Source organism: Amycolatopsis sp. NPDC051372, from assembly GCF_040682095.1.
In the GTDB taxonomy this organism is placed as follows: domain Bacteria; phylum Actinomycetota; class Actinomycetes; order Mycobacteriales; family Pseudonocardiaceae; genus Amycolatopsis.
The window spans coordinates 228,885-253,633 of sequence record NZ_JBFBAF010000004.1; the positions used below are offsets into that span (position 1 = coordinate 228,885).

Sequence of the window (24,749 nt, forward strand, 5' to 3'; positions counted from 1 at the left end):
ATGCCCCCACAACCCCTGTCCGCCGAACTCCTGTCCGCGTGCGCGCAGACGGGCCTCGCGTTCCCGCCCGGGTTCGTCTGGGGCGCTGCCACGGCGGCGTTCCAGGTCGAGGGTTCGACCACTGTGGACGGCCGCGAACCGTCCGTCTGGGACACCTTCACCACCCGGCCGGGCGCGATCCGCGGCGGCGACACGGGCGAGCCGGCGGCCGACCACTACCGGCGTGCGCGCGAGGACGTGGAGCTGATGCGCTCGCTGGGCCTCGGCGCGTACCGGTTCTCCCTGGCGTGGCCGCGGATCCGGCCCGGCGGCGTGCCGAACGTGCGGGGTATCGCCTTCTACGACCGGCTGGTCGACTCGCTGCTGGCGGCGGGGATCCAGCCGTGGGCGACGCTGTACCACTGGGACTTGCCGCAGCGGCTGGAGGACCTCGGCGGCTGGACCTCGCGTGACACGGCCTACCGGTTCGCCGAGTACGCGGAGACGATCGTGAGCGTGCTCGGCGACCGCGTGGCGAGCTGGTCGACGCTCAACGAACCGTGGTGCGCGGCGATGCTCGGCTACGCGAAGGGGATCCACGCGCCGGGCCGCGTTTCGGCCACCGCCGCGGCCGCCACGACCCACCACCTGCTGCTCGGCCACGGACTGGCGATGGACGTGCTGCGCCGCGACGCCCCTCGCGTACCCGCCGGGATCACGCTCAACCTGTATCCGGTCACGGCGGATTCGGACTCGCCCGAGGACGCCGAAGCCGCGCGGCGCGTCGACGGGCAGCAGAACCGGCTGTTCCTCGACCCCGTGCTGCGCGGCGGTTACCCGGCCGACGTGGTGGCGGACCTCGCGCCGTTCGGGTTCGCCGACGTGGTGCGCAACGGCGACGAGGCCGTGATCGCCGCGCCGGTCGACTGGCTCGGCGTGAACTACTACCGCGGCTACCGCGTCGCCGGCTCTCCTCGGCGGGGCAGCTCACCCGCGGGCCTGGAGTGGCTCGGCGCGGCCGACGTGCACTTCGTCCCCGACCCGACCGCGCCGCTCACGGACTCGGGCTGGGAGGTGCAGCCGGCCGGGCTCACCACGTCGCTGCTGCAGGTACACCGCGACTATCGGCCGGTGCCGCTCTATGTGACGGAGAACGGCGCCTCCTACCCTGACGTGCTGCACGACGGCGAGATCGCCGACGCCGATCGCGTCGCGTTCCTCGAAGCGCACCTGCGCGCGGCGCACGACGCGCTGGCCCAGGGCGTGGACCTGCGCGGCTACTTCTACTGGTCGCTGCTGGACAACTTCGAGTGGGCCGAGGGGTACGCCAAGCGCTTCGGCCTGGTTCACGTGGACTACGCGACACAACGGCGGACGCCCAAGCGCAGCGCGCAGTGGTACTCGGAAGTGATCGCGCGCGGCGGCGTGGGCGTGAATTAACCCGGCTTTCCCCGCCCCGAATACGTTTCACCCGGAAAGCGCAAAGCTTCATTCACCGGAACAACCAAAGAGACCAATGCGACAAACAGGACGCCCGGTGTTCACCCTTGTGGACACCGGGCGCACCACTGGCCCGGTCTGGTCTGAACCTGTCGGACAGGATGTGGCCATGACCTGCTGTGATCGCTCCGCAACCCGTTGCCAAGGACTGGGACGACCGGTATAACTTTCTTCACAACACGCACGAAGTGGCTGGCAATTCGGTCCCCCACCGTTTCTCCGGAATTGCCCGCCCGTACCCGGCCCTGCCGTTTTCGCCAATTCGGCCGGACGCGGGTAATCGTGCGCGCAATTCTCCCTCCCCGTCCCCCCTGGAGTTCACGGAATGCGCATTTCGAAACTCAGAACGCTCGCTGCCGCGGCTCTGCCCGTGCTGGCCGGCGTCGCCATGGCCACCGTCAGCCCCGCCGTGAGCGAGGCCGCCCCGGCCGCGGGCGCGGCTTTCCCCGCCCACTACTCGGCCCCGTACCTGCAGGTCAGCGACGGCGACATCGGTCAGATGGCCGCCGACATGAACGCGACCGGCACGAAGTTCTACACCCTGGCGTTCCTCACGCCCTCCTCCGGCTGCAACCAGCTGTGGGAGGCCAACGGCACGGGTGTCGGCTCGTTCAAATCGCAGATCAGCTCGCTGCAGGCCGCGGGCGGCAACGTGATTCCGTCGTTCGGCGGCGCCGCCGGCGGTGAGATCGCGCAGACGTGCACCAACACCTCGAGCCTCACGGCGGCCTACGCCAACGTGGTCAACACGTACGGCACGCCCCGCCTGGACTTCGACATCGAAGAAGACACCATCAAGGACACCGCGGCCAACGCGCGCCGCAACTCCGCGCTCGCGGCGCTGCAACAGCAGAACCCGAGCGTGCAGGTGGACTACACCCTCGCCGTCGACCCGAGTGGCCTCGGTTCCACGCAGATGGACATCCTGCGCGACGCCAAGAACAAGGGCCTCAACGTCAGCGTCGTGAACCTGATGGTGATGGACTTCTACGACGGCCAGCCGGTGCTCGGGGATGCGCTCGCGTCGGCGCGCACGGCCGCGGGCCAGCTCGCGAGCCTCTACGGCATCTCGACGTCGGCGGCCTACGCCAAGATGGGCCTCACGCCGATCGCCGGCCGCAACGACGACGGCGCGCAGTTCAGCCAGTCGGACGCGCAGCAGCTGGAGACGTTCGCGGCGCAGAACGGCGTGCAGGAGCTGTCGTTCTGGGAGCTCCAGGACTACGACCGGGCCACCGGGTACGCGTACTCGCGGATCTTCAACGCCATCACCGGCGGTGGCGGCGGCACCACCCCACCGCCGACCGGCGGCACGCAGATCACGGGTTACGGCGGCAAGTGCGTGGACGTCGCCGGCGCCAACTCCGCCAACAACACGAAGATCGACCTCTACACCTGCAACGGCACCAACGCGCAGCAGTGGACCTCCACCGGCGGGACGCTGCAGGCGCTGGGCAAGTGCATGGACGTCGCCGCGGCCGGCACCACCAACGGCACCAAGGTGGGGCTCTACGACTGCAACGGCACGGCCGCGCAGCAGTGGACGCACAACTCGGCCAGCGAGCTGGTGAACACGGGCTCCGGCAAGTGCCTCGACGCGACCGGGCCCAGTTCAGCCGACGGCACGCCGCTGCAGATCTGGACGTGCACGGGAGCAGCGAACCAGTTGTGGTCCTTCTGAGTCGGTAATTTTCCTCCGGTTTCACCAAGGCCGGTGGGGAGCGATTTCCTTGCTCCCCACCGGTTTTTCTTGTTCTGAAGAACTTCTCGCGGTTTGCCGTCATGGCTCGCGGGGCCGGTCGTCGAATCCACGTCGGGGCCAGCCCACGAGCAGAAGCGAGGCAAAACGATGACCGTTCAGTGCCACGACGCGGTGGAAGAGGTCGGCGTCTGGTTGACCGGTGAGTTTTCGGGACGGGTACCCGCCACGACGGTGGCGGACGTGGTGCGCGCGACGCGGCGGGACCTCGAAGGCCGCATCGCGACGGAGGAGCTCGGCGAGATGCTGCACCGCATGGCGCGTGCGCGGCTGCAGCGGATGCTCAGTGCGGACGGCCGGATCCCGCGTTCCCGCTGACGCGTTTCTTCTTCAGGTCCGGGGTCGGGGTTCCGCCGAAGAGGTCCCGCAGGCGGTTGTGGCGCGCGGTGTAGCGGGCGCCGAACCGCCGGCGCGACCGGTCGAGCTTGCGCCCGGCGTAGCGGCGCCGGGCCCACGCCGAGTCGGGTTTCGCCAGCCGCAGCGCGCCGACCAGGGCGATCAGCGGCACGACGACACCCAGCACGCCCGTGGCGAGCTTGCCCTTGAGCAGGCAGACCAGTGCCGTGACCAGGTGCACAGCGATGCCCAGCAGGTATGACCACATCGCCGACTCCCCGCGCGTCTCGCCGATCGGCGACGCTTCGAGCAGCAGCAGGATGCCCAAAGACCCGCCGATGAGCACGGCGTCGATGGACTTGCGGCCGTTTTCGGCCCAGTACACGTCGTCGAGGTAGAACCAGAGCGCGAACTCGTCGAGCACGAGCGCGGCGCCCACCCCGAACAGCGCGGCGAGGATCTCACCCCATGGCGCGTCGGGCGAGAACCGGAACTCGAGCGCGCCGACGACCAGCACCAGCAGGATGCCCCACACCTGGTGGTGCACGTGGACGCCGCCGATGTGAATATCGCGGATCAGGCCGGTTTTACCTTGGGGTTTTCGCTGCTTCGCGCGGATGCGGCGCGTGATGCCGCGGACGACCACGAACGTGACGAGGAACCCGACCACCGCCCACATCGCGGCGGCGCGTCCGGTGTCGACGAAGACGCGGTCGTACCAGGTCACGGCAGTCTCCCCCGTGTTTGGTGGCGGAAGACGCTACCACCGTTTGATCCTGGTTGTCCTTTTCCCGGATGCGCTCGGAGGGCGTGTGATCCTGGCGCGGGTAGGGTCGGGGCGTGGACGGCACGCCGGTGGAGATCGTTTCGCTGCTCGTATCACCGGTGCACGCGTTCGAGGGCCGCCCGTCCGACGGCCCGCGGCCGGATCCCGGGCCGGTGTCCCGCTCGTGCGTGGAAGTGCGCGCGGGCTTGGGTTTGGTCGGCGACCGCTACTTCAACCACGCCGCGCACCGCGACGCCGCCGTGACGGTGTTCGATGTCGCGGCGCTCGACGCGTTCGGGCCGGTGGACCCGCTGCTGACCCGCCGCAACATCGTCTTGCGCGGCTTCCGCGTCGACGACCTCGCCGCCACGCGCTCACATCCGGGAGCCGTGTTCACCCTGGACAGCGGCGACGGCCCCGTGCGTTTCCAGGCCCGCCGCCCGGCGAACCCGTGTGCCTGGATGGACGTCTCCGTCGCCCCCGGCGCCTTCCGCGGCCTGCGCGGCCGCGGCGGCGTGCGCTGCGTCCCGCTCGACGACGGCGTGCTGCGCGTGGGCCCGGCTCGCCTTACGGTGGTGGAATCGACTGTGGAGGCCCGATGACCGACCAGTGGCACCAGCCGTTGCGCCACATCCGCGGCGGCTCGTTGACCGGGGACACCAACCAGACCACCGGGATGCGCCGGCTCGAGGCCATCTCGGGCAAAACGGTGGGCTCGCAGAAGGTCTGGATGGGCGAAACGCACGTCACGCCCCACACCAACTCCGGCGACCACCACCACGGCGAAGCCGAGACCGCCATCTACGTGCAGTCGGGCCACCCGGTGTTCGTCTTCGCGGACGGCCCTTCGGAGATCCGCCTGGAAACCTCACCGGGCGACTACGTGTTCGTGCCGCCGTACGTGCCGCACCGCGAGGAGAACCCCACGGGCGAGGACGCCGTGGTGATCATCGCGCGCAGCAGCCAGGAGGGGATCGTGGTGAACCTGCCCAGTTTGTGGGCCGAGGTGGAGATCCCTTCGGATCAGAGCTGATCCCCCTCCGAGGTCAGGACCCCGGCAGCACCCGGCTGCTCAACGGCAACGCCTGGCGCTCCGGCGGCCACCACACCTGCGCGGGCGGCGGCGGCACGTCGTCGTCGGCCAGTTCGAGGGCGTCCTGGCCACGCTGCCACCGGCTCCAGTGCGCGGCGCACAGCCCGCGCCACAGCGAGTCCTCCGAGCACTCCTGCCGTCGGCACGGCTGCACCTGCTGCCCACTATCAACCACGTTCACGTCTCCAACCCGCGCCTCGGCTCCCGACGCTCCCCAGCTTGCCTCGGAAACGATCGGAACACCCCGTGTGCGCGCCAACACAACCCTTGTGCAGCAACGACAACGAAGGACTTCAGCGTACTCCCGCCCGTCGGCCGCCCGGGCCGGGGCGTGCAGCACTCGTTCAGCGGTTGACGGCGCCGCCGGCCGAGGCCCGGGGGCGGCCCGAAGACCGCCCCCGGGTTTCCCTCCCCCGGGTCATCGTGGCTCGGGGACCTGCGGTCCCGCCTCCGGGCCGTCTTCACCGAAGGGGTCACGCAGCCCGTCGGCTAGCAACCTCGGCCCGCCGGCGCGGCGCCAGTCCTCGGACCGTCGCCGGCGGCGTTCCTGCTCCCGCGCGATCCAGTCCCGGCCTTCGGCGGCGACGGCTTCGAGCACGTGCAGCGCACCGACGATGCCGGACGCCTCGAGCGCGAAGAAGTTGAGCCGGGCCTCGTCCTCTTCCTCGGTCACGTCGACCTGACGGCGGTAGGTCTCGACGACCACCGAGATGTCGTCCCCGTCGAGCAGGCGCAGCCGGAACGCCCGCTTACGCAGGGTGTGCTTGTCCAGGTGCGCGGCGGTGTCGTCGGACCGCACGATGTAGCGCTTGTTGTCGGCGTAGCGCACGCCCACCTCGGACACCCGCGCGGATGCCAGGGCGTCGTACCGGAAAGAGGTCCGCCGCTCGTCGTGGACGTTCGCGTTCAGGAAGTCGAGATCCACCTCGATCTCCCGCACGCCGCTGCGCGTCAGGAGGAACACGAGAACCACGTACTTCGAGTACCGCATCGGCCCGCCGAATTCGCGGGCGCGCAGCGCGGAGGGATCGCCTTCCGTGAGAACCACGTGAGCGACGACGTCGCGGTTCGCGAGGGAAACCCGGCGCAGTGCCGCGGTCTTGAGGTGGGACTTGTCGAGGTCCAGCCACACGGCCATCTCCGCGTCCGTCGGCCGATCGGAGAGCACCGCCAGCCACGCGTCGTAGCCCTGCTGCTCCTCGGCGAACAATCGCCGGCCGGCCGCTTCCTGCTCCGTCTGCAACTGCCGCGCGGCATAGACCTGCACAACCGGACGCCACACGAGAAACGCGCCGACCGCCGCGAAGACCGCGCCGCCGACGTACCCGGCTTGCGAGCTCGCCATTCCCACGAATCCGGCGACCGCTGCCGCGGCACCCACGCGGAACAGCGCGACCGTTCGCGAGGACGGCAGCAAGGCCGCGCGATAGCCGAACCTCGTGCCGGTCAGCCAGCCGTCCGCGACGCGTTTCGCGTGCCACCGGATCAGCCAGTTCACCATGGTGGCCTTGACCTGGGCGTTTCCGTAGAGGGTGACGAACCGCCACTTGAGGTACTCGCGGACCCCTTCGGTCGCCGCCTGCCACGGACCTTCGACGTGCGGCCGGGCTTCGGAGAACCGCGCGTCCACCTGCTCGTGGATCTGCCGGACGAAGTCGGTCGAAACCCAGTGCCCCGGTGACACCATCGCCTGTCGCTGCAAGGTGTATCCGTGCTCGGCGTCCAGCCACGCCAGCTTCCTGGCCCGGAACTCCCGGTCGAGCCCGAACCGCAGGGCACCGCCGAAACCGGCACCGAAAATGACCAGGGCGACCAGTCCGAGCGCCGTGTTTCCCGAACCGATCGAAGCAAGCGCCACGATCACCGCGATCACGAACGCCGCGACACCCAGCCAGATCCGCGCCCACGTCGCCGCGGGAACGTTCACCGGCGGCACACCGAGGACCCTGGGCTTGGCCGGGGTGGGCTCGAAGAACTTCCACGCGCGCTTCGTTCTGCCACCACCCAGTCGCGCCTTCGCCACCCGCTCGGCTTCGACCACGTCGAGGTGGTCCTGGATCGCCCCGCCGAGCATCATGTCGAGGTGCCGGGTGATCTCGATCTGACGGCCGATGGGCAGGGCGTTGAAGTTGTCGATGGCCTTGGTCAGCGCCGTCTGTTCGAGAGCCTCCCCGCTTTCCTGCCCCCACACGCACGAAAGCAGATCGGCCACCACGGCGAGCGCGGCCCGCCACTCGTCGTCCGGGAACCGCGCCGCCGTGCGGTTCGCGTCTTGGTACCGCGAGTACATTTCGTCGCCCATCTCGTTCAGCGAGCGTTCGCTGAAGACCGAGAGCGCGTAGTAGTAGGCGATCTGGGTGCCGGCGTGTCCGTTCCGCAGCAGTTCGGCGAAGATCGATTCGGCGGCACGCGCGGTACCACCCCGCAGGTGGTTGAGAGCGACCTTGAACTTCCGATCCGGCGGATCCTCCTGGTTGATGTGATAGGTCCCGTTGTCGTGGAAAGTGGTCGGACCGTGGATCGCGCCGATCTGGTAGCCGACCTGAGCGTCGCCCTGGGCGATGGGGCCGCTCTCTTGTGGTGGGAGGTTCATTACTTCTCACCACCGAAATTCGCGCCGCCGTTGATCACACCGATCTGGTGCCGGACGCGGGCGTTGTCCCGCGCGATCAGGGTCGGCCCCGGACTCGGCAGCACCGCCGGCTCCTCCTTCGCGCTGCCCTCACCGTCTCGCCCGTCGTCGAGGGCAGCGGCCAGTGCGACGGCGAAGGCCGCGGCGTTGCGGGAAGCCGGCCCCTGCCAGCCTTCGCGGTCGGTGAGTTCCTTTTCGCCGCCGGCGTGGTCGCTGATACCGCGGATCGTGACGGCCGGGATGTTCGCGTTGAGGTGACCGGCCAGCGCCAGGCCGGCGCTCTCCATCTCCACGGCCACGGCGTCGTTGTAGTTCTTGTGCAAGAGGTCCGCGACGTCGGAGAGCTTGGAGTCGAGCACCACGTCGCCGGCCGCGATCGGTCCCAAGTGGACACGCGGGGTGTTGCCCCGGATCTCCTCCGACAGACAACGGCTCCAGGTGCCGTCGCGCTTGAGTGAGCGCGCGATCTGGTCCGCGCAGTGGGACAGCTCCCAGGCCCGCGGCCGGCTCAGCAGCCCTTCGTCGACACTGCGGCCGCCCTGGTAGGCGTAAACCTTGTCCGCCACGACCACGTCGCCGAGCTGGAGCCATTCGCGCAGGCTGCCCGCGACACCGACGAAGAGGATCGCCGCCGGGGAGAACTCCGCGACGGCGCGTTCGGCGAGCGCGGCGGCCTTGTCGTTGCCCATGCCCGTGACCGCGAGGGCCACGGTGCACCCCGGCCAGTCGTCGAGCGTGCCGACGTCGAACAGCGTGCCGGCCCGGTGGCTGCGCTGCTCCACACCGGTCATGCGGGCACGGACCGCTCCGTGCTCGATGTCCAGCGCGGTGAGGATGACGATCATGGGGTCGCTCCGAATCGTTTCCGTCATGGCGTTTCCTCCCGGGCAGCACGGGGTGACCGGCGGCCCGGTCGGACGGGGTCGGCGGCGGGAGGTGATGAGTGCAAGTTGCACGGTAGACCGCACGGCGCATTCTCGTCAATACGACGAATATTTTCCCGGCGGCTACACTGTGCACTATGGACACTCGCCCGGGCGCCGCGGAATGCGCCGACGATGCCTGACGACGAGGACTGGACCCCGCCCGAGGTCGCCGTCGCCGTGGACCTCGCCGTGCTCACAGTCCACGACGGAGCGCTGCAGATCATGCTGGTGAAGCGTGGAATCCCGCCCTACGAGGGGACGCTCGCACTCCCCGGCGGATTCCTCGCTTCAACCGAGGAGGACCTCGACGTCGCTGCCGCACGCGAGTTGCAAGAAGAGACCGGGCTGCACGCGAAGGATCTGCACCTGGAGCAGCTGCGCACGTACGGGACACCGGGGCGCGATCCGCGTCGCAGGGTCGTCACCGTGTGCTACCTCGGCTTCTCGCCGAACCTGCCGGAGCCCGCAGCGGGCGGAGACGCGAGCGAGGCGGTGCTCATGCCCGTGGACAAGGTGCTGCGACCGCGGGCGACGGTCGCGTTCGACCACAAGAAGATCATCACCGATGCCGTGGAACGCGCGCGGAGCAAGCTCGAGTACACCACGCTCGCGGCGGCGTTCTGCGGTCCCGAGTTCACCGTGACAGACCTGCGCGAGGTCTACGAGATCGTCTGGGGCGAAACCCTCGATCCCCGAAACTTCCACCGCAAGATCATGAGTGTGCCGGGTTTTCTGGTACCGACCGGTGAACGGGTGTCACGCCAGGCCGGACGCCCCGCAGCCGTGTTCCGGCGCGGCCCGGCCACCATCCTGCACCCCGCGATGCTGCGCAGCTCCTGACGAAATTCTCGTCACCTTGACGTTAAAGGCGGTCAGGCCTACCGTGAATCCCATAATCGTCACATCGACATGAATGGGGTCGACATGGAGATCCACTGCACGGCCGGCTACGCGGTCCGCGCCGTCACGCTCGCTTTCGCCGCCGGCGCGACGCTGGGCGGCGTGCTGACCGGGTGCACGCTGGACACGGCCACACCCCAGCAGCCGCCTCCGGTCACCACCGCTTCTCAGGCGGTTTGGTCGGTTCCGGACGGGGATGGCTGAGGTCGTACTCCCGTGCCGCAGTGCGCTGTGGCCGGGTGCGGAGCAGGCCTTCGTCCGGGGAGTCGTCCAACTCGTTCAGGCCGAGGGCAACGGCGCGGCGGATCTGTTCGCGGTTTTCCCTCACCACGGCGGAGAAGAAGTCGTCGATGCGGGGGTCCAGGAGGACCTCCAGCAAGACCCGGAAGGAAGCGTCGACGGCCGCGCGGAGGATCTCGTCGTGGAAAGGCAGGCGGCGCAGGCGGCCGAGCTGCGGGTCGGCGGCGAGTTTTTCCGTGATGATGGCCCGGAGTTCCACCTTGTTCTCGCTGAGGGACTTCGCGAGGTTCTCCGGGTAGTTGCCCGTCTCGAGGACCTTGACGACCTCGTCCAGCACGGCGATCGTCACGGGTTTCTTGATGGCGCGCACGATCGGGTCGGAAAGTTTCTCCACCAGGCGGTAGAAGAACTGCTCCCCGACGGCCCGGTCGGCCGCGCGGCCGATGCGGATGAGCAGCAGCAGCCCGGCGATCAGGTGGTGCTGCGCGACGAACGGCGGGTACGCGACCGGGATCATCGCGAAGACCTCGTACCAGTTGCGCGTCAGGAAGGCCATTCGCCAGGCGACCTTGCGCCACCGCCAGAGGAAGTGGAGCAGGAAGATGCCGCAGACCACGCAGTCGACGCCGAAGAACCACGCGTCGAGCTCCGCCGGCGGCGGGGGGCCGAGCAGCAGGTAGCCCAGGCCCCCGACAGAGACGACGGCGAGCACGAACATCACCCAGTCGTCCACGTGCACGTTGCCGGGGAGGATCCCGCTGTTGAGCTCAGCCTCCCGCCGGCCGGTTGTGGTCATGCCATCTCCAGGAATCGACGCCGCGTGGCCCGATCATGGCACGTCAGCACCCCTCGGGCCGTGCGACGAGCCCCGGCGTCAGGCGGCGATGACCGGTCCCACCGTGACATTGTGGGCCTCGGCGGAAGCGTCGAGGGGCGACTGGTCCCACGGCAGCGTGATCTGCGGGTCGCTGGTGTCGCCGCGAGGGGTCGTGGTGCCGGGGGCCGTGATGGTGACGGCGGTGGGCTGGACCTGGTGCTCGGGCGCCTCGATGCCGCTCCAGTGCAGGAGCATGGTGGCCTGCTGACCGTCGGCGATGGTCACCAGGGGCGCGTCCGAGGAGCCGGCCTCGGGGGTGACGGTGACGCCGTCGGCGCCGGTGAAGGAGACCGGCAGAGCGCCCTAAAAGTTGCAGGACTCGCCGGGCTTCGCGGTGAACACGACGTTCGCGTAGCGCTGGCCGGCGCCCGGGTCGCCGGCGACGATGGTGGTGTCGACCTGAGCCGCGGTGCAGCGGAAGTCGGTGGGCATGGCCGACGCCGTGCCCACGCTGATGAACGCGACGGAGGCGGCGGCCGCGCCGGCCAGAGCGGTGATGGTGGCGGCCCGGCGAAGAGTGCTGGTCATGGGGTGGCTCCCTCCCTGTGCGCGAGCGGACGATCCGCCGCGGAGCGCGGCCGCCGGTGATTCATTCACCGGCCTGGCCCGCTCACTCGAAATATGCCCACACCACGGACGGATTACCGCTCGAAGTGGGATTGCCCCCACGAAAGCAACCTTGAGTAACCACAGGCGTCCACCAGGTAGTGAACGTCGCGGGAGGATGACTGCGCGCCGAAGACCTGACCGAAGTATTACCTCATGCATAACCTGTTTGACCGGTGACGAATTCGCGTGCCAAGCTCGGTGTCACGAACCGGAGGAGGAGCGGATGAGGACCATCGGCAAGGGGGTCGCGGCGCTGGCCGTGATCGGCGGCTCGCTGGCGTTCGAGACGGTGCCGGCCACGGCGTCGGCCACCGGCACGGCCTTCACCACGTCGAACGGCCGCGTGGTCACCCCACCGGGACCCGGCTTCGGCACCCCGGAACGCGGCGGCGACCCGGTCGCGTGCTTCCTGCTCGACACGTTTCGCCGCCGCACCAAGGAAAGCTAACCCGCGGCGTTCGGCAACGGCGCCGGGCACGTGCCACCCGGCGTCGTGAGCAGCTCGAAATGCCACAGCTCATTGGAATACGCTTGGCAGAGGCCGTAGTCGTCGCCGTGGCGGATGAGCCAGTCGTCGGCGTCGGTCGGGCCGATGTCCACGGCCTTGCCGGAGACGTGCGTCGATTTCTCCGGCGTGTTCACGTATTGGCGCGCGCTCTGGAGGCTCCCGTACTTCTGGATCCCCTCTTCGAGCAGCCGCTGCTGATACGCCTTGCTCCGCCACCCCGAAGTCACCTTGAACTCGATCCCCCGCCCCCGCGCGTCCGTCGCCGCCTGCTGCACCGCTTTCAGCAGGTTCGGGTCCAGCTTCGACACGGCCGGATAGCTCGTGTCGAACGGCGTGAGGTACTTCCCGGACGGAATTCCGCCCTGCGCCGGATCGGTGTCGGGGTCGGAAGAACCCGAGGCGACGCCCGTCGGCCACTCCGCCGCCGCCGTCGAACACCCCGCGACGAGCACCGCGGGCAGCAGCAACAGCACGAACTTGGCACGCATTTCAGGCATTCCCACTCCCGGATGACCCCACGACGATCACCCGGACCACGGTGCAACCCGCGTGTCCCCGGACCGTCAGGCGAATGTCCGCGCCGCGTAACAGCTGCGCAGGATCACGTAACAGCGCGCCGGCCGAGCAGCGCCTCGCCGAGCGGAGTCGTCAGGTACAGCACCGAACGCCCGGACCGTTGCCCCGCGACCAGGCCGTTCTCCCGCAACACGCGCAGGTGCTGCGACACCGCGCTCGGCGAAACACCGCGCGACACCGCCAGATCCGTGGTCGTCGCGGGCGACCGCAAGGCTTCCAGCAGCTCGGCCCGCGCCCGGCCCAGCAGGCGGACCAGGGCGTCCCCGGCCGGTGCGGCACCGACTGTCCACAGTGCACCGACCCCGCGTGCCGGATACCGCACGGTGGTCTGCGTGGCGGTGTTGCGCTTGATCAGCACGTCGGGCGAGCCGAGCACGACCGGCATCAGCACCAGACCACCCGGGCCCCGGTTGACGACCACGTCCCGGCCCGTCCCGGAGAGGCGCAACCATCCCGCCGACCAGCTCAGCTCCGGATGCAGATCGGCGAACAGCCGTTCCGCGCCGCCGACCGCCAGCTGCCGCGCCCGGTGGACGACGTCGGCGTCCAGCACGGCCCGGATCCGTGGCCAATGCGGCGCCACCAGCCGAACGTAAGCCACGCGCAACTCGGCCGCCAGCACGCGCAACCCCGCGGCCGGACGCGCCACGAACTCCGCGACGATCGGCGGCGGATCGTCCCCGAAAACCCGCGAAATGCTGGCCCGCACCTGGCGCGCCGCAGTGCGCCCGAGCATGGCGAGATCGTCGTCGATCGTGCTGGTCGCGTGCGCCGGAGCGGGGACGAGAAAGTTCGGCCAGCCCAACCCCTTGGCGGTCAGCAAAGCCCAGACCAGCGGCACGTCGAGCGGCTCACGGGCGAGCTCGTCGGCCACCCACCGCAACCACGGCTGGTGCAGCGGCCCCCGGGTGCGCCCCATGACCTGGAGCAATGCCGCCACCGTCTCCGACAACGGCGACACGGCGAACCGCGTCGCCGCCAGCTCGGCGACGCCCACCTCGACGATGTCCGCCACGCCACCGAGTATGTAGCATGAAGCTAAATCATGTCGCCGCCGGCGCAGCGCCACCAAGATCCCCGTCGTGACGAAACTGCCGGCGGGGTACCGGAAGCTGTGGTGGGCCAACGGGATCGACAACGTCGGCAACGGCGCCTTCGTCACGGCCATGCCCCTGCTGGCCGTCACCGTCACGCGCGATCCGAGGCTCGTGTCGCTCGTGGCCGCCGCCGAGTACGTGCCGTGGTTGCTGCTCTCGCTGCCCGCGGGTGCCTGGGCCGACCGGCACGACCGCGTCCGGCTCATGACGCGCGCGCAGCTCGCGCAAGCCGCCGTCGCCGGTGCCGTGGCGCTGCTCGTCGCGGGCCACCAGGCGACGATCGTGTTGCTGGTCCTCACGGCCGTCGCCCTCGGTGCCGGCGACGTCGTCTTCGGCACCGCTGCGCAGGCGTTTCTGCCCGAGGTCGTCCCGAAACCGTTGCTGCCCCACGCCAACGGTTCCCTTCAGGTCGTCAAGACGGTGGGCGTCCAGTTCGCCGGCCCGCCGCTGGGCAGCGCGTTGTTCGCGCTCGCCGCGGCCCTCCCGTTCGGGCTCGACGCGGTTTCCTTCGCCGCGTCCGCCGCGCTCGTCGCGAAGCTGCCGCGCCGCACGCACCGTCTCACGCAGAAAGCCCCGATCGCCGAAGGGCTCCGCTGGCTCGCGCACCACCGGCTGCTGCGCACCCTCGCGATTCTCCTGGGCGTCAACACCTTCTGCGGCCAGCTCGCCACCGCGACCCTCGTCCTCCTCGCCACCCAGACCCTCCACGTCAGCCCCGGCGGCTACGGCGCGCTGCTCGCGGCCGCGGCCGTCGGCAGCGTCGCCGGTGGTCTGGTCAATGCCCGGATCGTCGCGAAAATCGGGCCACTCAGCGCACTCGTCACCAGCCTCGCCGCGAACGCCGCGGTCTTCGCCGCCATCGGCCTCAGCCCGAACGCCGCCGTCCTCGGCGTTTTCCTCGCCCTCAACGGTTTCGTCACCACGCTCTGGAACGTCGTCACCGTCAGCCTCCGCCAAGACCTCGTCCCGGCGCCGCTGCTCGGGCGCGTCACCAGCGTCTACAAGCTCCTCGGCTGGGGCCTCATCCCCCTCGGCACGCTGACCGGCGGTTTCCTCGCGGCGGCCTTCGGGCTGCGAGTTCCCTACCCCGTCGCCGGCGCCGTGCGCGGTCTCGCGTTGCTCGCCGCCTTGCCGGTGCTGGTGCGAAACCGGCACCGGTACCATCGCCCCTCATGACAGAACCGCGCTGGCTGGGCGACGGCGAGCAGCGTGCCTGGCGCTCGTTTCTCGCGATGAGCCAGCGCCTCGACCACGCCCTCGCGCGCCACTTGCAGACCGAGTTCGGCCTCTCCGGCGCCGATTACCTGATCCTCGTCACCCTGTCCGAAGCCCCGGACGGGCGGATGCGCGCGTACGAGCTCATCGAGTCGACCGACTGGGAGAAAAGCCGCCTCTCCCACCATCTCAAGCGCATGGAACGCCGTGGCCTCGTCTGCCGTGAGCCCACGGACAACGCGCGCTCCCCCGAGTTCTGCCTCACCCCCGCCGGGCACCAGGCCATCGTCGACGCCGCCCCTGCCCACGTGGCGCAGGTCCGCAGGCTCTTCTTCGACGTCGTCTCGCCCACCGAAGCCGCCCGCTTCGCCGCGACGTGCGAGAAGATCCTCGACGCCCTCGGCGGCACCCTCCTTACTAATCCGGCCAAAAGTAGGCCGACCCCCCACGCGGGCACGTAACCGTCGCTACGAAGCCATTCGGCCGTGACTGTGATCGGATTAGTGACGATCGACACAGTCGCACGACCGGGCAATTCACCGGACCGGGTCGGAACCGCCCGCGTCCCCGGCCGTCTCCTGGTCATGACGATCTTGACGATCCGCCGCACCCTGGTGGCCCTCGCGGCCGTGGTGGCCACCGCCGCCACAGCTGCCACGACGACCACCGCCGCTTCGGCTGCCGGTGAGAACGACGTGACCGCCTTCAGCACCGCCGACCGCGCGGCCGCACTCGCGTACTGGACACCCGAGAAGATGAAGGCCGCCGGCGCCGACACGATCGACCGCGTGGAGCAGGTCGCGAAACGCTGGTCAGGACCGGGCCCGCAGGGCGTCGGACGGCTGTTCTTCACCGAGGTCTCGCCAGGCGAGGCGCCGTTGGACACCTGGTGCACCGCGACCGCCGTGCCGAGCACGAGTGGCGACGTCCTCGTGACGGCCGGGCACTGCGCGTACGCCGGGCTGAACCGTGAGGACCAGGTGACCCCGATCAAGAACTCCGTGTTCGTGCCCGGCTACGACCAGGGCCGCCGTCCGCACGGGGTATTCGCGACGCGCGCGCTCGCCTTCCGGCACTCCTACACCACGGGCAGCGAACCCGACGTCGCCATGGTCGTGCTCGACCAGCAGCAGGGCCGCCACGTCGCCCAGGTCGCGGGCACGCAGCGGATTTCCTTCGACCACAAGGGAACCACGCAGGCCGCGATCGTCGGTTACCCCGGTTCGAAGGCGTACTTCGGGGAAGCGCTGATGTGGTGCGACCTGCCCACGCACCAGGACCCGACCGTGTCCGACCACTGGATGTCCACGTGCGACATGGCCGGCGGTTCCAGCGGGGGCCCGTGGTTCGACGGCTTCAACCGCTGGACCGGCAACGGCGAGATCTTCTCGGTCACCAGCCGCGGCGAGCTCGACTACGACGAGACCACCGGCGAGTCCAAGACCCTCAGCCTGGAGGGCGCCCCGCTCGGCGCGGACGCGAAGAACCTCTACGAAGCAGCGGAAAAGCTCTGAAACGAAGGGGAAGCCGCCCACGCGAGGCGGCTTCCCCGTTCGAAATCAGGCAGTCAGACCGACCGCGGCCTCGGCCGTGTTGACCAGGAACGTCAGCGTCTCGCGGAAGTACAGCTGCACGCTGTCGGCGTCGTGGCTCGTGTAGCCGATCGACAGGTCCTGCCCGAAGTGCAGCTCGTAGTCGCCGCCGCGGGTCGTGAGCACACACGCGCCCTCGATCGCCGGCGTCAGGATCAGGTCGCCGTCCACGATCTGCTTCAGGTGCTCCAGCACCGGGTAACCGTGGTCGGCGGCCTCGATCGCGGCGGTGTACGCGGCGTTGCTCAGCAGCACCGAGTACGGCCCCGCGACGCCGGCCGAACGCAGCTTCGCCAGCGCGTCGCCGATCGCCTTCGGGTACGCGCGCGCCTCGCCGGGCAGCGCGACCGGGCTGAGCGAAGACGCCGGCCGAATGCCCGCGATGCCGGCGCCCGCGAAGCCGTCGAACACGATGCGATCCTCGGCGTACGCGATGGCCTGCGCGGCGTCCTTCACCGGCTGCCAGTCCGGGTCCTTCGCGCCCCACTCCACGGAGTCGACGGCCTCGCGCGAGACCGTGAAGGGCACCTTCAGGTCCACGATCCGCTGCGCCGTGCGAAGCCGCGTGGTCACGCCCGCCAGCGGGCTCTCGACGCCCTCGACGTGCCCCGTGCCCACGGCCGAGAGCGTCACGTCGTCGGCCACGACCACGTCGACCACCTTGCGCGCCGACGCGAACTCGGCGAACGTGCGGCGGGCCTCGTCCTCCAGGTCCGACCAGGCGACGTCGGAGATCGGGGCGAGTTCGCGATGCAGGTTGTTCATGACCGGGGACTCCTTCGCAGGCTGCCGATGCCCAGCGAGGTGCCGGGCTGGGGTGCCGGAGACTCCGGCTCGGACTCGGATTCTTCCGCCGCGGCAGGGACAGCCGCGACGGTCGGGTCTTCCAGGAACTCCGCCGTGGGCACGTAGAACAACGCGCCCGTGAGCGGTGTCGAGAAGTCGAGGATGCGGTCGGTGTTGCCGGGCGGCGAGCCGACGAACATGTTCTCCAGCATCGTTTCGATGATCGAGGGCGTCTTGGCGTAGCCGATGAAGTACGTGCCGAACTCGCCGTACGCGGGGCGCCCGAAGGGCATGTTGTCGCGCAGGATTTCGAGCTCGTTGCCGTCTTCGTCTTCGATCACGTTGAGCGCGATGTGCGAGTCGCCGGGCTTCTCGTCGTCGGACAGCTCCACATCGGACAGTTTGCGCCGGCCGATCACCAGCTCCTGCTGCTCGGTGGTGAGCTTGTTCCACGCCGTCATGTCGTGCAGGTACTTCTGCACGATCACGTAGCTGCCGCCGTTGAACGCCTCGTCGTCGTCGACCAGCACGGCCTCGACGGCGCCGCGGCCGGTCGGGTTCTCGGTGCCGTCGACGAACCCGAGCACGTCACGCGCGTCGAAGTAGCGGAAACCCTGCACCTCGTCGACGACCGTGACCACGCCCTCGAGCCGCGCCATGATCAGCGACTCGAGCTCGAAGCACAGGTCCATGCGCTCGGCCCGCAGGTGGAACAGCAGGTCGGCCTTGGTCGTCACACTGGTGTGCTTGTCCCCGGCGAACACGGGCAGGTCGTGCAGCTCGGCCGGCTTCGGCGAGCCGTAGATCCGGTCCCACGCCGACGAGCTGACGCCGGCCACGCACGTGAGGCCACCGTCCAGCGACCGGAACCCGACGGAACGCTGCAATCCGGCCAGATCGGCCAGCAGGTCCTTCGCCACGGACTCGCCGCCTGGGTTCACGCGGACCACCAGGAAGATCGCCGCGCGCGTGAGCGGGCCGACCACCTGCTGCGGCTCCGGCGGCAGCTCGGCTGAAGCAGACGCCGTCACCACGCACCCCCAGCGCAGCGCGCTTTCTCGATCACTGGCCCTCCTGCCTGCACAACCGACGCCGAAATCCTAGCCTGGCGCGCCGGATTCGCCCGCCGCACTCACACGGCCGGGAAACCCGCGCCGTCAGGCCGTGCAGAACAGTTGCTTGACCACGCGCGGCACGGCCTCGCCGAGCTCGTCGGCCGCGGTCTCCCGCCCGGCCAGGTGCCGGAGCAGAAACTGCTGGAAGAGGCCGTCGAACGTGGCGTACGCGACCGCCTCGGACACCTGCGGCACGGCGCCGGCCAGCTCGGCGTAGCGCTCGACGATGCGCCAGATCATGGCCTGCCTGCGCTCGTCGATCTCGAGCACGTCGGCGCGGAAGGACTCCTCGAACAGGCTCTGGTTGCGCAGGTCGTACCAGAGGCGGTGCATCACGGCGTCGGTTCGCAGCGTGGCCGCCATGGCCGCGCCGAAGCCGCGTTCGAGCTCCTCGGCGGTGTGCGCCTCGGCCACGACGTCGTCGTAGCGCGTCACGCAGACCTCTTCGAACTTGCGCACCGCGTAGGTGAGCAGCTCGACCTTGTCGGCGAAGTAGTAGTGCAGCACGCCGTGGGAGAAATCCGATTTCTGGGCGATCTCGCGCAGGCTCGTGCGGGCGTAGCCCAGCTCGGCGAGCGCCTGCAGCGCGGATTCCGCCAGCTGCTCGCGCCGCTGGGCGAACTTGTCCACGCCCCGGCGCGAGATGCGCTCCTTTGCCTGCGTCACGCCGGGAGTCTAGCGCGGCCCGGGGCCCGGTGCGGAAATTCCTTGACGACTGTCCAAGAAAATCTTGACGACTGTCCAAAGTTAGCTACCGTGACGTACGCCGCATGTCTCAAGGAGGAGATGTCGATGGTTTCGTACGACCTCAGCGGGCGAACCGCGCTGGTGACGGGTGGGGCACAGGGCCTGGGGGCCGGGATGGCCGAAGCGCTCGCGAACGCCGGGGCCACCGTGGTCATCGCCGACGTGCAGGAGGAGCTGGGCCGCGCGACGGCCGACTCGATCAAGCAGACCGGCGCGACGGCCGGCTTCGTCCGCCTCGACGTGACCGACGACGCGGGCTGGGAGCAGGCCGTGAGCGCGGTCGTCGGCGAGTACGGCGGGCTCGACGTGCTGGTGAACAACGCCGGCGTCGAGATCACCGGCCTCGTCGCCGACCTCGACCCCGCCCACGTGCGCAAGATGCTCGAGGTCAACGTGCTGGGCACCGTGCTCGGCGTGAAGCACGCGTTCCGCGCGATGCGCCCCGGCGGCGCGGCCGGCAACGGCGGTTCGATCGTGAACATCTCCTCGGTGGCCGCGACCATCGCGTTCCCGGGGATCGCGGGCTACTCCGCCACGAAGTCGGCCGTCGACCGGCTCACGCGCGTGGCCGCGATGGAGGCCGGGAAGCTCGGTTACGGCGTGCGCGTGAACTGCGTGTACCCGGGCCTCGTGCCCACGCAGATGGGCAACCAGCTGGCCAACGACGTCGTCGAGGTGGGGTTGTTCCCCAGCGTCGAGGAAGCGATCGGCGCTGTGGTCGGGCAGACGCCGGCGGGCCGGCTCGGCGAGGTGGCCGACATGGCCGACGCCGTGGTGTTCCTCGCCTCCGACGCCGCCCGGTTCATCACCGGCGCGGGGCTGCCGGTCGACGGCGGCATGGGCATGTGACCGGAAACCCGAGCCGAAATCACTGATCTCAGCGACCCCAGCGACCTCTGCGAAAGGACAACCGTCGTGAGCAAGCCCGTCGTCGTCTACGGCGCTTCCGGCTACACCGGGCGCCTGATCTGCGAATACCTGCGTGAGTACAACGTGCCCTTCGTCGCCGCGGGGCGAGACAAGGCGCGGCTTCTGGAGTCGCTCGACCACATCCCCGGCCTCGACACCGTGGACCACGAGGTGGTGGAGGTGGCCCACGAGGTCGGCCCGCTCACCGAGCTGTTCGCGGGCGCGTCGGTGGTGTGCAACACCGTCGGCCCGTTCAGCGAGTACGGCCACGAGGTCGTGCAGGCCTGCCTGGCGTCGGGGGCGCACTACCTCGACACGACCGGTGAGCAGGACTGGCTGATCTCGGCCGAGGAGCGCTACGGCGCCGACATGGCGGCCCGGGGGCTGCTGCTGTCGCCGGGTATCGCGCAGATGTACACGACCGGCGAGATCGCCGCGAACATCTGCTTGGAGACGCCAGGGCTGGACACCCTGGACATCCTGGTGTTCTGGAAGGGCTACCCGACTGTCGCGTCGACTCGCACCATTCTCGTCAACGCGGCGCTTTCGTCGGCGTATTACCTGGAACAGAACGAGTACCAGGAGTGGCCGGCCGACGGCGGTCTGCACGACGTCGTCGTGCCCGGTCACCACGAAACCGGTCTCGCGCTGCCGTGGGGCGGGACTTCGCACCCGGTGTGGTTCAAGCGCGACCCGCGCGTGGCGAACGTGAAAGCCATCGGCGGCGTGTTCGACCGCGCGCTGGTGCAGGGCGTGCCGATGATCGTGGCCGCGGTGCTGGAGCAGTTGAAGGACCTGCCGGAGGCAGAGAAGCTGAAGGTGCTGCACGAGCAGGCCGCCGCCGTGCGCGACGAGATGCCGCCGCGGGAGAACCAGCGGCTGAACACGTCGCTGGACTCGGTGCACGCGTCCGGTCCGCTGGGCCGCGCCCACTGCGTGATCCACGGGACGTGCAACTACAAGCAGACGGGCCTGCTGCAGGCGTACGCCGCGTACTCGCTGTTGCAGCAGCCGCCGCGGCGGGCCGGGTTCGCGTCGGCGTGCCAGGCGTTCGGGCACCGGGAACTGCTCGGGGTGCTGCGGTCGTTCGGGCTCGTGTCCAACCCCGTGCTGACCGTGCACGCGTGAGCCGGGGAGACGAGCGGTGCGGTTGATCGACTACCTCGACAAGGGCGCCTCGCTGGGCGCTTCGGCGCCGTGCCTGACTTACAGCGGCTTGACGAAGGACGGCGTTTCACTGAGCTACGGCGAGGTCCAGGAGCTGTCCTGGCGGGTCGCGCGGGCGCTGGCGCGCTCGGGCGTGCGGCCGGGCGACAAGGTCGCGATCCTCTCGGGGAACGACCCGGTTTCGTTCGGCTGCGTCTTCGGTATCAGCCGCGCAGGGGCGGTCTGGTGCCCGGTCAACCCGCGCAACGAGGCGGCCGAGAACAGGGAGCTGCTCGACCTGTTCGACTGCACGTGCTTGCTGGTGCAGTCTTCGTTCGCATCGCTCGTCTCCCGCATCCTGCCGGACCTGCCGGCGGTGAAAACGGTGGTGTGCCTGGACGGTTCGATGCCGGGTGCGGTGTCGTTGCCCGGCGCGGTGTCATTGACGGAGTGGCTCGACGGGTTGGAAGCGTCACCGTTCGATGCCGCGCCGCCCGACGACGTGGCCATGCTCGTCGGCACCGGCGGCACCACCGGCCGGCCGAAGGGCGTGGTGCTGACCGGGCACAACGTCGAGACGATGTCGGCGCTCACGCTCATGAGCTACCCGTTCTCGCCGCGGCCGCGGTATCTCGCGCTGGCGCCGCTGACGCACGCGGCCGGCGTGCTGTGTTTCCCGGCGCTGACGCTGGGCGGCGAGATCGTCGTGATGCCGAAGCCGGACCTGGGCGAGTTCCTGGCGCTGGTTCACCGGCACCGCATCACGCACACGTTCCTGCCGCCGACGTTGATCTACTTGCTCCTGGATCACCCGGATCTGTCCACAACGGACTTCAGCTCGATGGAATGCCTGTGGTACGGCGCCGCTCCGATGTCGGCCGCGCGGCTCGAAGAGGCGATCACGCGCATCGGCCCGGTGCTGGGCCAGCTCTTCGGCCAGAGTGAAGCACCGATGATGATCTCGACGATGGCGCCGGCCGAGCACTTCCACGCCGACGGTTCCCTTGCCCGCGAACGCTTCACCTCCGCGGGCCGGCCCACGCCGCTCACGCGCGTCGCCATCATGTCCGACAACGGATCCCTGCTGCCGTCCGGCGCGCGCGGCGAGATCGTGGTGCGCGGGCCGCTCGTGATGCCGGGCTACTACAAGAACCCCGCCGCGACCGAGGACGTCAGCCGCTACGGCTGGCACCACACCGGCGACATCGGCTACCTCGACGACGAGGGGTACCTCCACATCGTCGACCGCGCCAAGGACATGATCATCACGGGTGGTTTCAACGTGTACTCCGCCGAAGTCGAGCAGGCCCTGATGACACACCCGGCAGTGCAGGACTGCGCCGTCGTAGGCCTGCCGCACGAGAAATGGGGCGAACAGGTCACGGCGGTCGTGCAGCTCCACAGAGGACGTTCGGCGTCCGCGGACGAGCTGCGCGGCGTCGTGAAGGAAGTCTTGGGGAGCGTCAAAACGCCGAAGGTCGTCGAGATCTGGCCCGACCTCCCCCGGTCGAAGGTGGGCAAGGTGCTGAAGACGGACGTCAAGGCCCAGCTGCTCCGCTGAGCGGCACCCAGCGGACGGATCGCCGTCGCGAGGAGACCCCGTGTCCTCGCGGCGGCGATTTCGCGTGTCCGCGCGGACACTATGCGCCCACCGCGAATAATCACCGGTACAGACCTTTGTCCGGTCTTGTCCGCTCCCGTTACGACATCGGAAACGCCCCCCGGCCGAGGCCGGAAACGGGGCCGCTACCGTTGGCATTTCGAGCACCGGACGGCGTCGGGCCCCGGTATGCCGGAGAAACTGCAGAAGAGGAGCCCTGATGCGTCGCACCAAGGCCTCCGGTCCGCTGCGCGCGGCCCAAGTCGTGCTCGTGGTCGTGTCCCTGCTCGTGCTGGGCGGCACCGGTTACGCGTGGTCGACCCTGCAGTCACTCACAGACGGCCTGACCAGGGCCGATGTGATCACCGGCACCGACCAGCCGCCGCTGGGCGAGCAGAACATCCTCATGGTCGGCCTCGACACGCGCACCGACGCGCAGGGCAATCCGCTGCCCGCCGACGTGCTCTCGCAGCTGCACGCGGGCGGCGCGGACGACGGTGGCGACACGACCGACACCATGATCGTCATCCACATCCCCGCGGGTGGCGGCCAGGCGACCGCGATCTCCATCCCGCGTGACTCCTACGTGAAGATCGCCGGCGACTACGGCAAGCACAAGATCAACTCCGCGTACACCTACGGGCTTGTCGCGGAGAAGAACAAGCTGGTCGCGCAGGGTGTGTCCGGCAACCAGCTGGAGACGGACTCCGCGCAGGCCGGCGCCAAGACGGCGATCGACACCGTGCAGCAGTTCACCGGGCTCACGATCACGCACTACGCGGCGGTGAACCTCGCCGGCTTCTACTACCTGAGCGAGGCCGTCGGCGGCGTGCCGGTGTGCCTGAGCAAGGCCGTGCACGACTCGTACTCGGGCGCGAACTTCGCGGCGGGCCCGCAGAGCGTCGGCGGGGCGAAGGCGCTGCAGTTCGTGCGCCAGCGTCACGGACTGCCCAACGGCGACCTCGACCGCATCAAGCGCCAGCAGGTGTTCATGGCGAGCATGGCCAAGACGATCCTGTCGGCCGGCACGCTCGCCGACCCGGGCAAGCTGGACAACCTGATCACGGCCGTGAAGAAGGCCGTGGTGGTCGACTCCGGCTGGGACATCGTCGGGTTCGCGCAGCAGCTGCACGGGATGAGCGCGGGCGCGCTGAAGTTCGTCACCGTGCCGGTCGTGAACATCTCGCTCAAGACGCCGTCGGACGGCGACGCGGTGGAGGTGGATCCCGACCAGGTGCAGCAGTTCGTGCGCCAGCAGCTGGGCACGCCGGCAACCTCGTCGGACGCGCCCGCCGCGCCGGGCGACTCGAGCCTGAGCCAGTACACCGTGGACGTGCGCAACGCGTCGGACACCAGTGGCCTGGCCGCGGGCGTGGCCGACAAGCTCGCGGCCGCCGGGTACACCAAGGGCACGGTGGCCAACGCGACCACCCGCAAGATGTCGATCGTCTTCTACGGCCACAGCCAGAAGACCGAGGCGACGCAGATCGCGAAGACGCTCGGCGGGATCGCCGTGAGCCCCGACTCCTCACTGGACAACGACCACTTCCGCGTGTTCCTGGGCAAGGACTACGAGGACTCCAGCGGCTCGTCGAGCACCGGCGGAGCGCCTCAGGTGCACCCGGCGGCGTATGTGAGCCCCGCGCCCGCGCAGACCCCACCGGCGATCACCGGCGACGGCGTCCCCTGCGTGAACTGAGTCCCTTTCATCCCGATAAATCGTTTTTGGGCATTCTGGGAATTGCTCTTATTTCGCGCGCTTCGGTAACGCTCACTCCCCTGTTTCGGACTGAGCGAGTGAAGCGAATCGACGGCGAAAAGGGTTTCCCGCCATGTCCGAA

At 69.5% G+C, this 24,749-nt stretch carries 26 protein-coding genes; 14 read left to right on the top strand and 12 right to left on the bottom strand.

The annotated features are described in order from the left end of the window. The 3 genes from AB0M56_RS08470 to AB0M56_RS08480 all read left to right on the top strand — a co-directional run bounded on the left by AB0M56_RS08470 (window position 1) and on the right by AB0M56_RS08480 (window position 3,556). A complete protein-coding gene (locus AB0M56_RS08470) occupies window positions 1-1,419 on the top strand; it encodes a GH1 family beta-glucosidase (RefSeq protein ID WP_364172335.1) in 1,419 nt (472 codons plus the stop codon). 385 nt (window positions 1,420-1,804) lie between these two features. Further along, window positions 1,805-3,160 (top strand): ricin-type beta-trefoil lectin domain protein, encoded by a 1,356-nt coding sequence (locus AB0M56_RS08475; protein WP_364172337.1) that lies wholly within the window; start codon window positions 1,805-1,807, stop codon window positions 3,158-3,160. A gap of 168 nt (window positions 3,161-3,328) precedes the next feature. Then, the gene (locus tag AB0M56_RS08480; protein WP_364172339.1) at window positions 3,329-3,556 is read left to right on the top strand and encodes a hypothetical protein; all 228 of its coding nucleotides are present in this window, start codon (window positions 3,329-3,331) and stop codon (window positions 3,554-3,556) included. Here AB0M56_RS08480 and AB0M56_RS08485 read toward each other — a convergent pair. Continuing rightward, window positions 3,522-4,301: a hypothetical protein gene (locus AB0M56_RS08485; RefSeq protein WP_364172341.1), complete on the bottom strand. Its 780-nt coding sequence runs from the start codon at window positions 4,299-4,301 to the stop codon at window positions 3,522-3,524. The two genes, AB0M56_RS08480 and AB0M56_RS08485, sit on opposite strands and share 35 nt — an antisense overlap. Window positions 4,302-4,414: 113 nt before the next feature. On the opposite strand from AB0M56_RS08485, the gene AB0M56_RS08490 reads away from it, so the two are divergent. Together AB0M56_RS08490 and AB0M56_RS08495 are read left to right on the top strand one after the other, a co-directional pair. Continuing rightward, complete coding sequence (locus tag AB0M56_RS08490) at window positions 4,415-4,942, top strand: molybdenum cofactor biosysynthesis protein (RefSeq protein WP_220244170.1); 528 nt, start codon at window positions 4,415-4,417, stop codon at window positions 4,940-4,942. Further along, entirely contained in the window at window positions 4,939-5,373 is a 435-nt protein-coding gene (locus AB0M56_RS08495) for a cupin domain-containing protein (protein ID WP_364172342.1), read from the top strand. The genes AB0M56_RS08490 and AB0M56_RS08495 overlap by 4 nt, the downstream gene beginning before the upstream one ends. 13 nt (window positions 5,374-5,386) lie before the next feature. Here AB0M56_RS08495 and AB0M56_RS08500 read toward each other — a convergent pair whose 3' ends face one another. From AB0M56_RS08500 to AB0M56_RS08510, 3 genes are all read right to left on the bottom strand, one after another. Next, window positions 5,387-5,614, bottom strand: a complete 228-nt coding sequence (locus AB0M56_RS08500; protein WP_364172344.1) for a hypothetical protein — start codon at window positions 5,612-5,614, stop codon at window positions 5,387-5,389. A gap of 237 nt (window positions 5,615-5,851) precedes the next feature. After that, window positions 5,852-8,026: a hypothetical protein gene (locus tag AB0M56_RS08505; protein ID WP_364172345.1), complete on the bottom strand. Its 2,175-nt coding sequence runs from the start codon at window positions 8,024-8,026 to the stop codon at window positions 5,852-5,854. After that, on the bottom strand, window positions 8,026-8,937 hold the full coding sequence (locus AB0M56_RS08510; RefSeq protein ID WP_364172346.1) for a 5'-methylthioadenosine/S-adenosylhomocysteine nucleosidase: 912 nt from the start codon (window positions 8,935-8,937) through the stop codon (window positions 8,026-8,028). The genes AB0M56_RS08505 and AB0M56_RS08510 overlap by 1 nt, the downstream gene beginning before the upstream one ends. 186 nt (window positions 8,938-9,123) lie before the next feature. Here AB0M56_RS08510 and AB0M56_RS08515 point away from each other — a divergent pair, with 186 nt between their 5' ends. Beyond that, window positions 9,124-9,831, top strand: coding sequence for an NUDIX domain-containing protein (locus tag AB0M56_RS08515; RefSeq protein WP_364172348.1), 708 nt, complete (start codon window positions 9,124-9,126; stop codon window positions 9,829-9,831). A gap of 214 nt (window positions 9,832-10,045) precedes the next feature. Here the strand turns inward: AB0M56_RS08515 and AB0M56_RS08520 are convergent, their stop codons facing one another. From AB0M56_RS08520 to AB0M56_RS08530, 3 genes are all read right to left on the bottom strand, one after another. After that, the gene (locus AB0M56_RS08520; protein ID WP_364172350.1) at window positions 10,046-10,927 is read right to left on the bottom strand and encodes an ion transporter; all 882 of its coding nucleotides are present in this window, start codon (window positions 10,925-10,927) and stop codon (window positions 10,046-10,048) included. A gap of 78 nt (window positions 10,928-11,005) precedes the next feature. After that, on the bottom strand, window positions 11,006-11,233 hold the full coding sequence (locus AB0M56_RS08525) for a hypothetical protein (protein WP_364172351.1): 228 nt from the start codon (window positions 11,231-11,233) through the stop codon (window positions 11,006-11,008). A gap of 78 nt (window positions 11,234-11,311) precedes the next feature. After that, window positions 11,312-11,536, bottom strand: coding sequence for a hypothetical protein (locus AB0M56_RS08530; protein ID WP_364172353.1), 225 nt, complete (start codon window positions 11,534-11,536; stop codon window positions 11,312-11,314). A 304-nt stretch (window positions 11,537-11,840) separates the two neighbouring features. Between AB0M56_RS08530 and AB0M56_RS08535 the strand changes: the two genes are divergently transcribed. Next, complete coding sequence (locus AB0M56_RS08535; protein ID WP_364172355.1) at window positions 11,841-12,065, top strand: hypothetical protein; 225 nt, start codon at window positions 11,841-11,843, stop codon at window positions 12,063-12,065. Here the strand turns inward: AB0M56_RS08535 and AB0M56_RS08540 are convergent. Further along, a complete protein-coding gene (locus tag AB0M56_RS08540; protein ID WP_364172357.1) occupies window positions 12,062-12,622 on the bottom strand; it encodes a M15 family metallopeptidase in 561 nt (186 codons plus the stop codon). The genes AB0M56_RS08535 and AB0M56_RS08540 overlap by 4 nt on opposite strands. Window positions 12,623-12,726: 104 nt before the next feature. After that, window positions 12,727-13,716, bottom strand: coding sequence for an ArsR family transcriptional regulator (locus tag AB0M56_RS08545; protein WP_364172359.1), 990 nt, complete (start codon window positions 13,714-13,716; stop codon window positions 12,727-12,729). A gap of 67 nt (window positions 13,717-13,783) precedes the next feature. Between AB0M56_RS08545 and AB0M56_RS08550 the strand changes: the two genes are divergently transcribed. The 3 genes from AB0M56_RS08550 (at window position 13,784) to AB0M56_RS08560 (ending at window position 16,527) form a co-directional block, all read left to right on the top strand. Continuing rightward, window positions 13,784-14,974, top strand: a complete 1,191-nt coding sequence (locus AB0M56_RS08550; protein WP_364172361.1) for an MFS transporter — start codon at window positions 13,784-13,786, stop codon at window positions 14,972-14,974. Then, window positions 14,971-15,474 carry a MarR family winged helix-turn-helix transcriptional regulator gene (locus tag AB0M56_RS08555; RefSeq protein ID WP_364172363.1) on the top strand — a complete coding sequence of 168 codons (504 nt, stop codon included), beginning with the start codon at window positions 14,971-14,973 and terminating at the stop codon, window positions 15,472-15,474. The genes AB0M56_RS08550 and AB0M56_RS08555 overlap by 4 nt, the downstream gene beginning before the upstream one ends. 123 nt (window positions 15,475-15,597) lie before the next feature. Further along, complete coding sequence (locus AB0M56_RS08560; RefSeq protein WP_364172364.1) at window positions 15,598-16,527, top strand: hypothetical protein; 930 nt, start codon at window positions 15,598-15,600, stop codon at window positions 16,525-16,527. A 45-nt stretch (window positions 16,528-16,572) separates the two neighbouring features. Here the strand turns inward: AB0M56_RS08560 and AB0M56_RS08565 are convergent, their stop codons facing one another. The 3 genes from AB0M56_RS08565 to AB0M56_RS08575 form a co-directional block, all read right to left on the bottom strand. Next, on the bottom strand, window positions 16,573-17,370 hold the full coding sequence (locus AB0M56_RS08565) for a family 1 encapsulin nanocompartment shell protein (RefSeq protein ID WP_364172366.1): 798 nt from the start codon (window positions 17,368-17,370) through the stop codon (window positions 16,573-16,575). Beyond that, entirely contained in the window at window positions 17,367-18,422 is a 1,056-nt protein-coding gene (locus tag AB0M56_RS08570; RefSeq protein WP_364172368.1) for a Dyp-type peroxidase, read from the bottom strand. Before AB0M56_RS08570 ends, AB0M56_RS08565 begins: the two co-directional genes overlap by 4 nt. Before the next feature lie 126 nt (window positions 18,423-18,548). Beyond that, window positions 18,549-19,172 carry a TetR/AcrR family transcriptional regulator gene (locus AB0M56_RS08575; RefSeq protein WP_364172370.1) on the bottom strand — a complete coding sequence of 208 codons (624 nt, stop codon included), beginning with the start codon at window positions 19,170-19,172 and terminating at the stop codon, window positions 18,549-18,551. Window positions 19,173-19,298: 126 nt separating this feature from the next. Between AB0M56_RS08575 and AB0M56_RS08580 the strand changes: the two genes are divergently transcribed. From AB0M56_RS08580 to AB0M56_RS08595, 4 genes are all read left to right on the top strand, one after another. Further along, the gene (locus AB0M56_RS08580) at window positions 19,299-20,102 is read left to right on the top strand and encodes an SDR family NAD(P)-dependent oxidoreductase (RefSeq protein WP_364172372.1); all 804 of its coding nucleotides are present in this window, start codon (window positions 19,299-19,301) and stop codon (window positions 20,100-20,102) included. A 66-nt stretch (window positions 20,103-20,168) separates the two neighbouring features. After that, complete coding sequence (locus AB0M56_RS08585; protein WP_364172374.1) at window positions 20,169-21,290, top strand: DUF5938 domain-containing protein; 1,122 nt, start codon at window positions 20,169-20,171, stop codon at window positions 21,288-21,290. 16 nt (window positions 21,291-21,306) lie between these two features. Next, window positions 21,307-22,869 (top strand): AMP-binding protein, encoded by a 1,563-nt coding sequence (locus AB0M56_RS08590; protein ID WP_364172376.1) that lies wholly within the window; start codon window positions 21,307-21,309, stop codon window positions 22,867-22,869. Between the two features lie 259 nt (window positions 22,870-23,128). Continuing rightward, window positions 23,129-24,607, top strand: a complete 1,479-nt coding sequence (locus AB0M56_RS08595; RefSeq protein WP_364172378.1) for an LCP family protein — start codon at window positions 23,129-23,131, stop codon at window positions 24,605-24,607. Window positions 24,608-24,749 lie beyond the last annotated feature (142 nt).